This is a genomic window from Celeribacter sp. (assembly GCF_048261515.1).
In the GTDB taxonomy this organism is placed as follows: Bacteria; Pseudomonadota; Alphaproteobacteria; order Rhodobacterales; family Rhodobacteraceae; genus Celeribacter.
The window spans coordinates 49,684-64,867 of the sequence record NZ_JBLXFZ010000003.1; the positions used below are offsets into that span (position 1 = coordinate 49,684).

Annotated in this window: 15 protein-coding genes; 9 read left to right on the forward strand and 6 right to left on the reverse strand. The window is 60.0% G+C overall.

The features are described 5' to 3' along the window. The first annotated feature begins 1 nt into the window (after position 1). The gene (gene preA / locus ACN0SC_RS07275) at positions 2 to 1,300 is read left to right on the forward strand and encodes an NAD-dependent dihydropyrimidine dehydrogenase subunit PreA (protein WP_417249005.1); all 1,299 of its coding nucleotides are present in this window, start codon (positions 2 to 4) and stop codon (positions 1,298 to 1,300) included. 283 nt (positions 1,301 to 1,583) lie between these two features. Here the strand turns inward: preA and ACN0SC_RS07280 are convergent, their stop codons facing one another. Then, positions 1,584 to 2,243: a hypothetical protein gene (locus ACN0SC_RS07280; RefSeq protein WP_417249006.1), complete on the reverse strand. Its 660-nt coding sequence runs from the start codon at positions 2,241 to 2,243 to the stop codon at positions 1,584 to 1,586. Positions 2,244 to 2,368: 125 nt separating this feature from the next. Further along, a complete protein-coding gene (locus ACN0SC_RS07285; RefSeq protein WP_417249007.1) occupies positions 2,369 to 2,983 on the reverse strand; it encodes a TetR family transcriptional regulator C-terminal domain-containing protein in 615 nt (204 codons plus the stop codon). Positions 2,984 to 3,176: 193 nt separating this feature from the next. On the opposite strand from ACN0SC_RS07285, the gene ACN0SC_RS07290 reads away from it, so the two are divergent. The 8 genes from ACN0SC_RS07290 (at position 3,177) to ACN0SC_RS07325 (ending at position 11,188) form a co-directional block, all read left to right on the forward strand. Further along, positions 3,177 to 3,383 carry a hypothetical protein gene (locus tag ACN0SC_RS07290; RefSeq protein ID WP_417249247.1) on the forward strand — a complete coding sequence of 69 codons (207 nt, stop codon included), beginning with the start codon at positions 3,177 to 3,179 and terminating at the stop codon, positions 3,381 to 3,383. Next, positions 3,307 to 4,635 carry an aspartate aminotransferase family protein gene (locus ACN0SC_RS07295; RefSeq protein ID WP_417249008.1) on the forward strand — a complete coding sequence of 443 codons (1,329 nt, stop codon included), beginning with the start codon at positions 3,307 to 3,309 and terminating at the stop codon, positions 4,633 to 4,635. Before ACN0SC_RS07290 ends, ACN0SC_RS07295 begins: the two co-directional genes overlap by 77 nt. Positions 4,636 to 4,650: 15 nt before the next feature. Beyond that, the gene (locus ACN0SC_RS07300; RefSeq protein ID WP_417249009.1) at positions 4,651 to 5,898 is read left to right on the forward strand and encodes a Zn-dependent hydrolase; all 1,248 of its coding nucleotides are present in this window, start codon (positions 4,651 to 4,653) and stop codon (positions 5,896 to 5,898) included. Between the two features lie 138 nt (positions 5,899 to 6,036). Then, a complete protein-coding gene (gene hydA / locus ACN0SC_RS07305; RefSeq protein ID WP_417249010.1) occupies positions 6,037 to 7,491 on the forward strand; it encodes a dihydropyrimidinase in 1,455 nt (484 codons plus the stop codon). Between the two features lie 69 nt (positions 7,492 to 7,560). Beyond that, entirely contained in the window at positions 7,561 to 8,337 is a 777-nt protein-coding gene (locus ACN0SC_RS07310) for an ABC transporter ATP-binding protein (RefSeq protein WP_417249011.1), read from the forward strand. 79 nt (positions 8,338 to 8,416) lie between these two features. Beyond that, the gene (locus tag ACN0SC_RS07315; protein ID WP_417249012.1) at positions 8,417 to 9,280 is read left to right on the forward strand and encodes an ABC transporter permease; all 864 of its coding nucleotides are present in this window, start codon (positions 8,417 to 8,419) and stop codon (positions 9,278 to 9,280) included. Then, positions 9,277 to 10,113, forward strand: a complete 837-nt coding sequence (locus tag ACN0SC_RS07320) for an ABC transporter permease (protein ID WP_417249013.1) — start codon at positions 9,277 to 9,279, stop codon at positions 10,111 to 10,113. The genes ACN0SC_RS07315 and ACN0SC_RS07320 overlap by 4 nt, the downstream gene beginning before the upstream one ends. An 82-nt stretch (positions 10,114 to 10,195) precedes the next feature. Beyond that, positions 10,196 to 11,188, forward strand: a complete 993-nt coding sequence (locus ACN0SC_RS07325; protein ID WP_417249014.1) for an ABC transporter substrate-binding protein — start codon at positions 10,196 to 10,198, stop codon at positions 11,186 to 11,188. A gap of 154 nt (positions 11,189 to 11,342) precedes the next feature. Here ACN0SC_RS07325 and ACN0SC_RS07330 read toward each other — a convergent pair whose 3' ends face one another. From ACN0SC_RS07330 to ACN0SC_RS07345, 4 genes are read right to left on the reverse strand one after another with little or no spacing between them, the layout of a single operon-like run. Then, the gene (locus ACN0SC_RS07330; protein WP_417249015.1) at positions 11,343 to 12,095 is read right to left on the reverse strand and encodes an ABC transporter ATP-binding protein; all 753 of its coding nucleotides are present in this window, start codon (positions 12,093 to 12,095) and stop codon (positions 11,343 to 11,345) included. Positions 12,096 to 12,109: 14 nt separating this feature from the next. After that, a complete protein-coding gene (locus ACN0SC_RS07335; RefSeq protein ID WP_417249016.1) occupies positions 12,110 to 12,871 on the reverse strand; it encodes an ABC transporter ATP-binding protein in 762 nt (253 codons plus the stop codon). Between the two features lie 23 nt (positions 12,872 to 12,894). Continuing rightward, entirely contained in the window at positions 12,895 to 14,118 is a 1,224-nt protein-coding gene (locus ACN0SC_RS07340) for a branched-chain amino acid ABC transporter permease (protein ID WP_417249017.1), read from the reverse strand. 3 nt (positions 14,119 to 14,121) lie between these two features. After that, positions 14,122 to 15,153 carry a branched-chain amino acid ABC transporter permease gene (locus ACN0SC_RS07345; RefSeq protein WP_417249018.1) on the reverse strand — a complete coding sequence of 344 codons (1,032 nt, stop codon included), beginning with the start codon at positions 15,151 to 15,153 and terminating at the stop codon, positions 14,122 to 14,124. Between the last annotated feature and the right edge of the window lie 31 nt (positions 15,154 to 15,184).

Here is a 15,184-nt window from a genome sequence, read left to right on the forward strand (position 1 = left end):
CATGGCCGATCTGACGAGCAATTTTTGTGGAATCAAAAGCCCCAATCCGTTCTGGCTGGCCTCTGCGCCGCCGACCGATAAGGAATACAACGTCCGCCGTGCGTTTGAGGCGGGCTGGGGCGGTGTTGTCTGGAAAACGCTGGGTGAGGAAGGCCCGCCCGTGGTCAACGTCAACGGCCCGCGTTACGGCGCGATCCACGGCGCGGACCGTCGCCTGCTTGGTCTTAACAACATCGAGTTGATCACCGATCGTCCTTTGGAGGTCAACCTCGCGGAGATGACGCGGGTCAAGAAGGACTACCCCGACCGCGCGCTGATCGCCTCCGTGATGGTGCCCTGCGATGCCGATAGCTGGAAGTCGATCATTCCGCGCATTGCCGAAACGGGCTGCGACGGGTTCGAGCTGAACTTCGGTTGTCCGCACGGCATGGCCGAGCGCGGCATGGGGTCGGCTGTCGGGCAGGTGCCCGAGTATATCGAGATGGTGACGCGCTGGTGTAAGGAGGCGACCGACCTGCCGGTGATCGTCAAGCTCACGCCGAACATCACCAATATCCTCTACCCTGCGGAAGCGGCGAAGCGGGGCGGGGCGGATGCGGTCTCGTTGATCAACACGATCAACTCGATCACCTCCGTCGATCTCGACCTCTTCGCGCCCATGCCAACGATTGACGGCAAGGGCACCCACGGCGGCTATTGCGGCCCTGCGGTCAAACCGATTGCCATGAATATGGTGGCCGAGATCGCGCGGAATGCGGAAACGGCGGGTCTGCCGATTTCGGGCATTGGCGGCGTGACCACATGGCGCGATGCGGCGGAGTTCATGGCGCTTGGCGCGGGCAATGTTCAGGTCTGCACCGCGGTGATGACCTACGGGTTCAAGATCGTCGAGGAGATGATTTCGGGCCTGAGCCAGTATCTCGACGAGAAAGAGATCACGCTTGACCAACTGGTGGGCAAGGCCACACCGAACGTCACCGACTGGCAGTATCTCAACCTCAACCACGTCACCAAGGCAGTGATCAATCAGGACGATTGCATCAAGTGCGGGCGTTGCTACGCGGCCTGTGAGGACACGTCGCACCAAGCTATCGAGATGAGCGCGGATCGGGTGTTCACGGTGAAGGATGACGAATGCGTTGCCTGTAACCTTTGCGTCAACGTCTGTCCTGTTGAGGACTGCATCACCATGAGAACGCTGGACAAAGGCGAGTTGGATGAGCGCACGGGCGAGACGGTTGGCGACTATGCCAACTGGACCACGCACCCCAACAATGTTGCGGCGGGTGCAGCCGAGTAGGGCGCACATCTTTTCGACATGACAATCGGGGCGGTTCCTTCGGGAGCCGCCCTTTTTGCTTCTTATCTATGCGGTTGGCTGTGTTCGGGAGATGGAAAAGTGTGCGCAGGGGGTTGGGCCCTGTCGCGGCGTTGTGGCGCACAAGGGGGTGGACGCCCGCTTGAGGGCGGGTCGCGCAAGACGTCGGACACGGATGACCATTGCGCCAAGATGTCTCTCGCGGCGCGGGCGTGGTGTCATGTCGGAAATGAAGCCCTCGCCGTCCTGGCCGAGGGGGAATGGATCAGCCGTTTGTCTCGTAGGGTGTCGGCTGGTGCGCGGCGGGACCACTCGGAGCCGCCGCAGGATCGGTCGGTTGTGCCTGTGCCGTCGGCGCGTCACTGCGCTGCGGGTCGGGCGTGGGGGTCTCGATCTGCGCTGATTTGGTCGCCGTTGCGGGCGCGGTTGCATCCTGTCCCTGTGCGGTGCGGGATGGGTCGGAACGGGACGCGGCACTGGCGGCCTCGCTGGCCTCAGGTGCGCGCGGCGCGATGGCAGCCTCGTCAGCCTGTCGGGTGCGGCGCGCTTCGACCTTGGCGATCACATTGCGCAGGTCGCGTTCAACCTCAAGCACACTTGCCTGAAAGGCGGGGGTCGGCCCGGCAATGACATTCTCGTCATTGCGCGCGTCTTTTCGCGTGTTGCGGTCGTCTGTGCTTTCCTCGGGCGCATAAGCGGCGCGTTGTTCGCTGGTCGCTTGGGCCTCACGCGCGGCTGCGGTGTCGCCTTTTGCGATGCTTTCCGAGCCATTCTGGCCGCGAAGGTCTTGATCCCTCGTAAAAGTTGCCGAGCCGTCATTCTCCGCTCTGGAGACTTCGGGCACGGCTGGCCTCGGATTTTCGGGTGGTTGCCATATGGCGAGTTGCCCACCTCCAAAGCCCTGCATACCAATGATATCGGACATGCTAAGCTCCTTGGTTCGAAAGGAGCCCCCACGACTTCGTTTATAAAGCGTTACGGTTGACGAGGGGTTAATATCCCCGCCTTTTTTTGCTCGTGGTTAACAGGTGGTCACGCGTGCGTCGTCGCTTAAGGCGTGAGCATCCGGCGATACATTTGTTCGAGGAAGACATGGGCATCCGAGAATCGCCTGTTCTCGTCGTCAGGCAGAATCGCGTGAATCTGTGCATCGTAATCGGCGTAGTGCTGTGTCGAGGCCCAGATCGAGAAAATCAGATGGTAGGGATCGACCGGACGAATACGCCCTTCTGCGATCCAGCCTGCGATCACGGCGGTTTTCTCGTCGACTAGCTCTTTCAGTTCGCCTTCGATCTTGTCCATGATATTTGGCGCGCCTTGCACGATCTCGTTGGCAAACAGGCGGCTTTCACGGGGAAATTCGCGCGCCATATCGAGTTTGCGCAACACGTAATCCATGATCTCCTCGACTGGATCGCCCGTCGCATCCATCTGGCGCAGGGGTTCGAGCCACGCCACCATCAGGTTGTCGATCAAAGCGCGATGGATGGCCACTTTAGACGGGAAATAATAGAGCAGATTGGGCTTTGACAGGCCCGCCTCGCTGGCGATCTGGTCCAGAGTCGCACCACGGAAACCGTTGCGCGAGAAGACCTCGAGGGCCGCGTCCAGAATGGTTTGCGTATTTCGTATCTGGATTCGTGTGCGGGGAGTTGTCCCTGGCATTGCTCTGTTGATTCCTGTCGTTTGCGCGCGGATAGTTCTGGGTATCATAGCCCCTTCGTGGAAAATAATGCTACCACGAAGAGGGTGAAGCGGGCTGTCCGTCTGTTCGGAAGCCCGTGGCGACCTGTGCGTGATGAATGCATAGATTTTCAGCAAACGGGTGAAGACTGTGCGGCGGGTATGGTCGCGGCTCTTGACCAAATGGTCAAATGAAGCGCAGGGTATTGTTGTGACGGCGCTTCTTGCCGCCATGCCGGCCTTGGGCGGTCGCCATTGCCCGCGAGGCTGCGCGCAACAAGAACACGAAGAACAACAGGTGAGAGATGGCTATGGATGGGGATACACGCCCGAACGATTTGTCGGCGTTCTGGATGCCGTTCACGGCAAACCGTCAATTTAAGAAAAATCCGCGGATGTTTGTTTCCGCCGATCGAATGCACTACCGCACCGATGACGGGCGCGATGTGCTTGATGGAACGGCGGGGCTTTGGTGCTGTAACGCGGGCCACAATCGGCCCAAGATCATCGAGGCAATCCAGTCGCAAGCGGCGGAACTGGATTATGCGCCCGCCTTCCAGATGGGGCATCCCAAGGCGTTCGAGCTTGCGACCAAGCTGGTCGATATGGCGCCCGAGCCCTTTAGCCATGCCTTCTTCACCAACTCGGGCTCCGAGAGTGTCGAGACCGCGCTTAAGATCGCGCTGGCCTATCACCGTGTGCGCGGCGAGGGGACACGGACGCGCCTGATCGGACGGGAGCGGGGCTATCACGGTGTGAACTTCGGCGGGATTTCCGTCGGTGGCATCGTCAACAACCGCAAATTCTTCGGCTCGCTGCTGACGGGGGTGGATCATCTGCCGCATACGCACCTGCCTGAGAAGAACGCCTTTACCAAGGGCCAGCCCGAGCATGGCGCGGATCTGGCCGACGAGTTGGAACGCATTGTCGCCCTGCACGGGCCAGAGACCATCGCGGCGGTTATCGTCGAGCCGATGGCGGGCTCCACGGGCGTGCTTATCCCGCCGAAAGGCTATCTCAAACGCCTGCGCGAGCTTTGCACCAAACACGGTATCCTGCTGATTTTTGACGAGGTGATCACGGGGTTTGGGCGGCTTGGGTCGTCCTTTGCTGCCGCGCATTTCGACGTGATGCCCGACCTGATTACCTGCGCCAAGGGGTTGACCAACGGGGTCATCCCAATGGGCGCGGTTCTGGCCACGTCGCAAATCCACGATGCGTTTATGCAGGGCCCCGAGGAAGCTATCGAGCTGTTCCACGGTTATACCTATTCGGGCAACCCGATTGCCGCCGCCGCAGGTGTGGCGACGCTGGAAACCTACCGCGAGGAAGGGCTTTTCGAGCGCGCCGCCGAATTAGCACCCTATTGGGAAGAGGCGGTGCATTCGCTCAAAGGCTTGCCTCACGTCATCGACATCCGCAACATGGGGCTGATCGCGGGCATTGAATTGGAACCGATCGCGGGCCAGCCTACGAAACGTGCCTTCTCTGCCTTCCTCAAGGCCTATGAGAAGGGTGTATTGATCCGTACGACGGGCGATATCATCGCAATGTCCCCGCCGCTGATTATTGAAAAAGAGCATATTGACACGCTGGTCGGCACGTTAGCCGATGTGATCCGCGAATTGGACTAAGAGAGGACTAAGCAGATGGCCGCAGGAGAGAATATCAAGATCAACGGTGCCCGCCTTTGGGACAGCCTTATGGAAATGGCCAAGGTCGGACCGGGCGTCGCGGGCGGCAACAACCGTCAGACGGTGACCGATGAGGATGCCGAGGGCCGCGCGCTGTTCAAGTCGTGGTGCGAGGCCGCAGGGATGACCATGGGCGTTGACACCATGGGCAACATGTTCGCCACCCGAGCGGGCGAAGATCCCGACGCGCTACCCGTCTACATGGGCAGCCACCTCGACACCCAGCCTACGGGCGGGAAATTCGACGGGGTTCTGGGCGTGCTTGGCGCGTTGGAAGCTGTACGCACGATGAACGATCTGGGGATCAAGACGAAACACCCGATTGTCGTGACCAACTGGACCAACGAAGAGGGGACGCGCTTTGCTCCCGCCATGTTGGCTTCGGGCGTGTTCACGGGCCGCCATACGCAAGAGTGGGCCTACGACCGCGAGGATGCCGAGGGCAAGAAATTCGGCGACGAACTCAAGCGGATCGGCTGGGTCGGTGACGAAGAGGTCGGCGCGCGCAAGATGCACGCGATGTTCGAGCTTCACATCGAACAGGGGCCGATTCTGGAGGCCGAGGGCAAGGAAATCGGTGTTGTCACCCACGGTCAGGGTCTGCGCTGGATCGAATGCACGGTCACGGGCAAGGACAGCCACACAGGCTCCACGCCCATGCACATGCGCAAGAACGCGGGCCGTGGTCTGGCACTTCTCACCGAGTTGGTCCACGAGATCGCGATGAAGAACCAGCCAGGTGCCGTGGGCGCCATCGGTCACATCGATGTCTACCCCAATTCGCGCAACGTGATCCCTGGCAAGGTGGTGTTCACGGTTGATTTCCGCTCGCACCTTCCCGACGTGATGCACGGGATGGAGGCAGAGTTCTGCGAACGTGCGCCGAAGATCTGTGAAGAGATCGGGGTGTCTTTCGAGAGCTTCGTATCGGGTCAGTTCGAGCCGCCTGCCTTTGACGAGACCCTCGTGGGCGCGGTGCGTAATGCGGCCGAGAGACTTGGCTACAGCCATATGGATATCATTTCGGGCGCAGGGCATGATGCCTGCTGGATCAATGATGTTGCACCGACCGCGATGATCATGTGTCCTTGTGTGGACGGGTTGAGCCACAACGAGGCCGAGGAAATCAGCCCCGAATGGGCTGCGGCAGGTGCGGATGTGCTCCTGCATGCGGTTCTGGAAACGGCGGAGGTCGTCAGCTAGGCCAAACGGGCGAGGGGGCGTCCCCTTGCGCAAAGATCCCTATGCGGGGAACATTCGCTTCGTCGCAGGGGGACATTGAAGAACACAAGAAGGGCAGCGCCGCGATAGATGGCTGCGCCCACCGACAAGGAGAAGACCATGAGTAAAGTGATCAAGGGCGGCACAATTGTCACCGCCGATCTGACCTATGAGGCGGATGTAAAGATCGAGGACGGCGTTATCGTCGAAATCGGGCCTGGCCTCACGGGTGACGAGGTGCTGGACGCATCGGGCTGCTACGTCATGCCTGGCGGGATTGATCCGCACACGCACCTTGAAATGCCGTTCATGGGCACCTTCTCCGCTGATGACTTCGCCTCTGGCACGCGCGCGGCGCTTGCGGGCGGGACGACGATGGTCGTAGATTTCTGCCTTCCCGGACCGGGCGAGAGCCTTCTGGATGCGCTCAAGGTCTGGGACAACAAGTCGGCGCAGGCCTCCTGCGACTACTCCTTCCACATGGCGATCACATGGTGGGGCGAGCAGGTCTTTGACGAGATGAAAATCGTCACGGAAGAAAAAGGCATCAACAGTTTCAAACACTTCCTCGCCTATAAAGGCGCGTTGATGGTCAATGATGACGAACTTTACGCCTCCTTCAAACGCTGTGCCGAACTGGGGGCAACGCCTCTGGTCCACGCCGAGAATGGCGATGTGGTTGCGGAACTGACCGCGACGTTGCTGGCCGAGGGCAACAACGGTCCCGAGGCCCATGCCTACTCCCGCCCGCCGCAGGTCGAGGGTGAGGCCACCAACCGCGCGATCATGATCGCCGATATGGCGGGCGCGCCGCTTTACGTGGTGCATACCTCCTGCGAGGAGAGCCACGAGGCGATCCGCCGCGCGAAACTGGCGGGCAAGCGTGTTTGGGGCGAGCCGCTTATCCAGCATCTTGTGCTCGACGAGAGCGAATATTTCAACGAGGACTGGGATCATGCCGCCCGCCGCGTGATGTCGCCGCCCTTCCGCAACAAGCAGCATCAGGACAGCCTCTGGGCGGGTCTGGCGTCGGGCACATTGTCCTGCGTGGCGACCGACCACTGTGCCTTTACCACCGATCAGAAACGCTACGGCGTTGGCGACTTCTCGAAGATCCCGAACGGGACGGGCGGTCTAGAAGACCGCTTGCCTGTGCTGTGGACCAAGGGTGTCGAGACAGGGCGGATCACGATGAACGAATTTGTCGCCGTGACCTCCACCAACATTGCCAAGATCCTGAACTGTTACCCGAAAAAAGGCGCGATCCTTGTCGGCTCCGATGCAGATATCGTGGTGATGGACCCCAATGCGAGCAAGGTGATTTCCGCCGATACACAGGCCTCCGCGATTGACTATAATGTCTTTGAGGGGATCGAAGTGACCGCGACACCGCGCTACGTTCTGACACGCGGCTATGTGGCTGTTGATAAAGGGGAATTGAAGGCCAAAGAGGGTCACGGGAAGTTCGTGGCGCGTGAGGCCAATGCAACGGTCAACACGGCGCTGTCGAAGTGGAAAGACCTCACTGCACCGCGCCCTGTGGAGCGCACTGGCATTCCTGCAACGGGCGTATAAGCCTGAGTAACCAACGGGACAAACCGCGGCCTGTGAAACATGCAGGCCGCGACAGGGACGGGACAACTCATGAAAAAACCAGTGATCGACGCAAAGGGCGTTGACCTCACATTCCAGACGAACGACGGGCCGGTTCACGCGCTCAAGGGGGTCGATCTGGAGATCAACAAGGGGGACTTTGTCTCCTTCATCGGGCCTTCGGGTTGTGGCAAGACGACCTTTCTGCGCTGTATCGCGGCGCTGGAAACGCCCACAGGCGGGACGCTCACGGTCAACGGGATGAGCCCCGACGAGGCGCGAAAGTCACGCGCATACGGCTATGTCTTTCAGGCGGCGGGTCTCTATCCGTGGCGCACAATTGCGGGAAATGTGAAACTTCCGCTCGAAATTATGGGGTATTCCAAAGCTGAGCAGGAAGAACGTGTTCGAAAAGTGCTAGAACTCGTGGACCTCGACGGCTTTGGCAAGAAGTTCCCTTGGCAGCTTTCAGGCGGGATGCAGCAACGTGCCTCCATCGCCCGTGCGCTGGCTTTCGACGCCGATATCCTGCTGATGGACGAGCCTTTCGGGGCGCTCGACGAGATCGTGCGCGACAAGCTCAACGAGGAAGTTCTCGACCTCTGGGCGCGCACGGAAAAGACCATTGCCTTCGTCACCCACTCCATTCCCGAAGCGGTGTATCTCTCCACGAAGATCGTGGTGATGAGCCCGCGTCCGGGGCGGATTACGGATGTGATCGAAAGCCCTCTGCCCAAGGAACGCCCGCTCGAAATTCGCGACACACCCGAATTCATCGAGATCGCGCACCGCGTGCGTGAGGGCCTCAGAGCGGGGCACGAAGAATGAGATTTGAGCGGTCGGATATGCGTCTGACATGCGTCGGACATCTGTCGGGCACCTGTCGGGCAAAGCGGGGAGGGGTCGTATGAAGAACATCCTTCCCATTCTCACCGTCGTCGCGGCCATCGTCGCGCTTTGGTATGCGGCGGCCGTCTGGATGAACAGCCAGTGGACCTATGACCAAGCGGAACGGGCGGAGATTGAAGTGACCTTCTCGGAGCTTGTGAGCGACACGCTCACGCAGGAGCGTCCGAAACTGCCCGCGCCGCATCAGGTGATCGCGGAACTGTGGGACACCACGGTTGAGAAAAAGATCACCTCGAAACGCAGCCTCGTCTATCACGGCTGGATCACGCTTTCGGCCACGCTTGCGGGCTTCGGGATCGGCACGTTGGCGGGGATCGCGCTGGCTGTGGGGATCGTCCACAACCGCGCGATGGACCTTGGTGTGATGCCTTGGGCCATTGCCTCGCAAACGGTGCCCATCCTCGCAATCGCGCCGATGATCATTGTGGTGCTCAATTCGATGGGGATTTCGGGGTTGATCCCGAAGGCGATTATCGCCGCCTATCTCTCCTTCTTCCCCGTGGTCGTGGGCATGGTGAAGGGGCTGCGTGCGCCTGACGCGATGCAGCTTGACCTGCTCAAGACCTATCACGCCAGCGGCGGCGAGACCTTCCGCAAACTGCGTCTGCCTTCGTCGATGCCCTATCTCTTCGCTTCTCTGAAGGTGGGGATCGCGGCGGCGCTTGTGGGGACGATTGTTGCCGAACTGCCTTCGGGTGCGGTGCGTGGCCTTGGTGCGCGTCTGCTTTCGGGCAGCTACTATGGCCAGACGATCCAGATCTGGTCGGCGCTCTTTGCCGCCGCCATACTCGCCGCGGTGCTGGTGATTATCGTGGGCGTGATAGAACGTGTGGTGCTTAAACGGATGGGGATGGCGCAATGACAGCGATGAAAGTTCTCCTTGTTCTGGCCATCTGGCTCGGCCTTTGGTGGTTCAACACGTGGCTGGCCAAGCGCGGACGCGGGGCGTGGATCGTGCCTGTAATCTTTGGCCTGACCCTGCTGGTGCTGTGGGAAATGGTGGTGCGGCTCTTCGGCGTCTCGTCCGTTATCCTGCCTGCGCCGAGTGCCATCTGGCTCAAGCTGATCTCGGAAGTGCCCACACTTTGGGAGGACTTTGTCCAGACCATCGTGAAGGGGGCGCTGACGGGTTACATCATCGGTTGCAGCGCGGCTTTCGTGACTGCCGTTCTTATCGACCGCTCGCCGTTCTTGCAGCGCGGCCTTCTGCCCGTGGGCAATTTCGTCGCCGCCCTTCCGATTGTGGGGATCGCACCGATCCTCGTGATGTGGTTCGGCTTTGACTGGCAGTCGAAGGCGGCAGTGGTCGTGATCATGGTCTTCTTCCCCGTTCTGGTGAACACGGTTGCGGGGCTACAGGCCACAAGCGCGATGCAGCGCGACCTGATGCGCACCTATAGCGCGGGCTACGGGCAGACATTGATGAAACTGCGTCTGCCTGCGGCCATGCCCTTTGTTTTCAACGGGCTTAAAATTGCGACAACACTGGCGCTTATCGGTGCAATTGTCGCAGAATTTTTCGGATCGCCCATCAAGGGGATGGGCTTTCGCATCTCTACCGAGGTCGGACGTCTGGGACTTGATATGGTCTGGGCAGAGATCGCGGTGGCAGCCGTCACGGGATCGGCCTTTTACGGGGCGGTGTCGCTGATCGAAAAAGGGGTGACCTTCTGGCATCCGTCACAGCGGGGATAGCACCCGCGCAATCAAAGCGGGGAGAACACCCGCGCAATCTATAAGGCGCAAAGACGCCGCAACAACAGTGGAGACGACAGACATGAAAAAGCTACTGACAAGCGCATTGGCGCTGGCAGCCATGACCGCAGGAGCCAATGCGGCCGACGAGCTGACGCTACAACTCAAGTGGGTGACGCAGGCGCAATTCGGCGGCTACTATGTGGCACTGGACAAGGGCTTCTACGACGAGGTTGATCTCGACGTGACGATCAAGCCGGGTGGCCCTGATATCGCGCCCGAACAGGTCATCGCAGGTGGTGGCGCCGATGTCATTACCACATGGATGGCAGCGGGTCTGGCGGCGCGTGAACGTGGTGTTCCGCTCGTCAATATCGCGCAGCCGTTCAAAGACGGCGGGCTTCAGCTGGCCTGTCTGAAATCGACAGGTATTGAGACCCCCGAAGATTTCAGAGGCCGCACACTCGGTGTCTGGTTCTACGGCAACGAATATCCGTTCTACGCATGGATGGCCAAACTCGGCATCCCGACCGATGGTAGCGAGGAAGGTGTCGAGGTTCTCAAGCAGGGCTTCAACGTTGATCCGCTCCTGCAAAAGCAGGCCGATTGTATCAGCGTGATGACCTACAACGAATATGGTCAGATCCTTGATGCGGGTATTTCGGAAGATGAACTCGTGACCTTCAACTACCTCGAACAAGGCGTCGGGATGTTGGAAGACGGTCTTTACGTGCTTGAAGAGTCCCTTGAAGATCCCGAAATGGTCGACAAGCTGGAGCGTTTCGTTGCCGCCTCGATGAAGGGTTGGAAATACGCGGAAGAGCATCCTGAAGAAGCCGCCGAGATCATTATCGACAACGACGAAACCGGCGCGCAGACGCTCAGCCACCAAGTCTACATGGCGAAAGAGGTTGCCAAGCTGACCGCACGCACTAACGGCGCGCTTGATCCGGCTGACTACGAACAAACCGTGGCTACGCTGCTTTCGGCCGTTTCCGACGACAACCCGGCGATCACCAAGGAGCCGGAAGGCATGGCCTACACGCTGGACATTTCGAACGCAGCGCTCGACTGATCCTTCTTTCGGATAAATGACATGGGAAGCCCCGCCGATCTGGCGGGGCTTTCGCGTTTGCTTTGGTCTGGTTTCGGGGGCAGGGGCGGGCGGCTCACATGAAAAAGGCCACGCGCGGGGCGTGGCCTTTTGGATGTTGTTTTGGGTGGTGGCGTCAGATCGCGAGGTATTCCGCGCGCAGTTGCTCGTTTTCCAACACTTCCTTTGCCGAGCCGTCATAGACCACGGTGCCCGTATCAAGGATCACAGCGCGATCAGCGAGGTTGAGCGCGCGCACGGCGTTTTGCTCGACCAGCACGGTTGTGATGCCCTGTTCCTTGATGATTCGCAGGGTCTTTTCGATCTCGTCAACGATCACGGGGGCGAGACCCTCGTAAGGTTCGTCGAGCAAGAGCACCTTGATGTCGCGGGCCAGAGCGCGGGCGATCGCCAGCATTTGCTGCTCCCCGCCAGACAGGGTGATGCCCTCCTGCTTGCGACGTTCGCGCAGGCGCGGGAAGAGGTCGTAGATGCGGTCGAGCGACCAGCCAATGGGCTCCACGATCTGCGCCAGTTGCAGGTTCTCCTCCACCGTCAGACCCGCGATGATGCGGCGGTCTTCGGGCACCAGTGCCACGCCTGCGACAGCGGCCTGATAGGAGGTCTTGTCATGCAGGTGTTCGTGGTCGAGCCAGACCTCGCCGTGGGTCAGTTGCGGCTCGTCGAGGCGGGCCAACGCGCGCAGGGTCGAGGTCTTGCCTGCCCCGTTGCGGCCCAGAAGGGCGAGGATTTCGCCCTCGTGGATGTTGAAGGAAACGCCCTGCACGATGTAGCTCTCGCCGTAATAGGCGTGGATGTCCCATGCCGAAAAGAACGCGGGCGCGGTTTCGGCGTGGTTGACGTTCGGGTTGAACTGTTTTTCTGCCATGTCTCTCGCGCTCCTCAGACCTGTTGGGTCTCACCCAGATAGGCCTCTTTGACCTTCGGGTTGCCTTTAATGTTATCGGGCGTGTCCTCGACGAGGGGGGTGCCCTGTGCAAGCACGGTGATGCGGTCGGCCAGTGAGAAGACCACGTGCATATCGTGCTCGATGATGGCGATGGTGATGTCGCGTTCTTCCTTGATCTGCTTGAGCAGGGCGATGGTGTTGTTGGTGTCCGCCCGTGCCATGCCCGCCGTGGGTTCGTCGAGCAGCAGAAGTTTCGGCTCCTGCACCAGACACATGGCAATCTCCAGCCGCCGCTTGTCACCGCGCGACATGGAGGAGGCGAGCATGTCGGTTTTGGAGGCCATGCCCATCTCGTCGAGCATGTCCTTGGCCTTCTGGATCAGTTCGGCTTCGTCCTCCATATGCTCCATCGCGTGCATTCTGAACGCCCCGTCGCGCTTGGCGAAGCAGGGGATCATCATGTTTTCCATCACGGTCAGATCACCGAAAATCTCGGGGGTCTGGAACACGCGGGAGATGCCCATCTGGTTGATTTCGTGGGGGGCGCGGCCCAGCACGCTTTCCCCGTTGAACATGACCGAACCCGTGTCGGGGATGAGCTTGCCCACGAGGCAGTTGAGCAGGGTGGATTTGCCCGCCCCGTTGGGGCCGATGATGGCGTGGACGGTGTTTTCCTCGACCGAGAGGTTCACATCGCCGAGCGCTTGCAGACCGCCGAAACGTTTGCCCACGCCTTTGACTTCAAGAATACCCATTCTTTTTCTCCTTTAGGCGGTGGTTACACGACGTGTTTTTCAGGGTCGGGGTGATGTTCGGGATCAGGATCGTCGAGCTTGTCCTTCGACTTCTTCCCGTTACGCAGGCGGTGCGACACGCGGGTAAGACCCTCGACCAGACCACCAGGAAGGAAGGTCACGACGAGCATGAAGGTAACACCCAGAGTGAGGTGCCAGCCCTCGCCTGTGAAGCGGGCAAAGATCCAAACCACCACGTCCTCCAGACCGTCGGGCAGCCAGTGGAACCAGCTGTGCAGGACGCTCTCGTTGATCTTGGAGAAGATGTTTTCGAGATACTTGATCACACCTGCGCCCAGAACCGGCCCCATGAGGGTGCCCGCGCCGCCGAGGATGGTCATGATGACGACCTCGCCTGAGGCGGTCCACAGCATGCGGTCGGCACCTGCCAGTGGGTCCATTGCCGCCAGAAGTCCGCCCGCGAGACCCGCATACATGCCCGAGATCACGAAGGCCGCGAGCGTGTAGGGTTTGGGGTCCAGACCCGTGTAGGTCATGCGTTGCTGGTTCGATTTCACCGCGCGCAGCATCATGCCGAAGGGCGAGCGGAAAATGCGGATCGCGATGTAGAAGGCGATGATCGCAACGATGGCGCAGAAGTAGTAACCTGTGTTGAAGGTGAACACGTGGCTGCCCAGTTCGAGCTTCGTGGAGGCGTTCATCGGGATGCCGAAGAAGTGCGTCACGGGCAGGGAACTTGTCTCGGGCGCGCCATCAAGGATGCGCGGATCGTTCAGGGTGAGCTGAAGGCCCGTCTCGCCGTTGGTCAGTGGGGTCAGCACCGAGTAGGCGAGTTTGTAGGACATCTGCGCGAAGGCCAGCGTGAGGATCGAGAAGTAGATCCCCGAGCGCCGCAAGCTGACATAGCCGATGAGTAGCGAGAAGAGCCCCGCCACGACGATGGCCAGCAGGATCGCGGGCACCACGTTCATGGTCAGCAATTTCATCATCCACACGGCAGCATAGGAGCCGACACCGAGGAAGGCCGCGTGGCCAAACGACAGGTAGCCCGTGAGGCCGAAGAGGATGTTGAAGCCCACGGCAAAGATGCCGAAGATCGCGATTTTCTGCATCAGGTCGGGATAGCCGCCGTTGAACTGGGCGAGCCCCGAACCTTCAGGGAAGGGCTGCATCATGAAGGGCGTGAGCAAGGTCAGCGCAATCACGATGAGCAGGAAGGAGGTGTCTTTCTTGTTTAGTCCGAGCATGTTTTAGTCCTCCATCACGCCTTTTTTGCCCATCAGACCGCGCGGACGGGTCAGAAGGATCACAATGGCGACGAGGTAGATGATGATTTGGTCGATGCCGGGGAAGATGGATTTGATCTCGTTCATCGACGAGAAGCTCTCCAAAATCCCGAGCAGGAAGCCAGCCGCGACAGCACCGGGCAGGGAGCCCATGCCGCCGACCACGACCACCACGAAACACAGCACGAGGAAGTCCATCCCCATGTGATAGTTGGGCGACAGGATCGGCGCATACATCACACCCGCCACACCCGCAACGGCGGCAGCGAGGCCGAACATCAGGGTAAAGCGGCGGTCGATGTTGATGCCGAGCAGCCCCACCGTTTCGCGGTCGGCCATGCCAGCGCGCACGACCATCCCGAAGGTGGTGAACCGCAGGAAGCTGAACACGCCGCCAATGACCACGGCTGCAAAGAGGAAATAGATCAGACGCCAGTAGGGGTAGATGATCTGATTGGCCTCGAAGCCGAGCATCGCGCCGAAGTCGAACGATCCCTTGAATGCCTCAGGGGCGGGGGTCGAGATCGGGTTGGCGCCGAAGAAATACTTGATGACCTCTTGCAACACGATGGCCAGGCCGAAGGTCACGAGGATCTGGTCGGCGTGGGGGCGTTTGTAGAAGTGCTTGATCAACCCGCGTTCCATGATGAAGCCCACGGCAATCATGATCGGGATCGAAAACAGGATGGCCAGTGGCACCGCCCAGTCGATTATCGCGTGGCCGAAATCATGGCCGAACCACGCCTCCACATAGGGGGTTTTGACCACGGCGGGGTTGCCGAGGAAGTCGGTTTTGTCTGGATCAACCGTCTCGAAGGACAGGTTGAGCAGGTGCGACAGCGTCACGGCACAAAAGGCGCCAATCATGAAGATCGCGCCATGGGCAAAGTTCACCACGCCGAGCGTGCCGAAGATCAGCGTCAGCCCGAGTGCGATCAGTGCATAAGCCGAGCCCTTGTCGAGCCCGTTGAGCAATTGAAGAAGGATCGTCTCCATTGTCCCCACCTAACGGTTTGAGGTTGTTTTT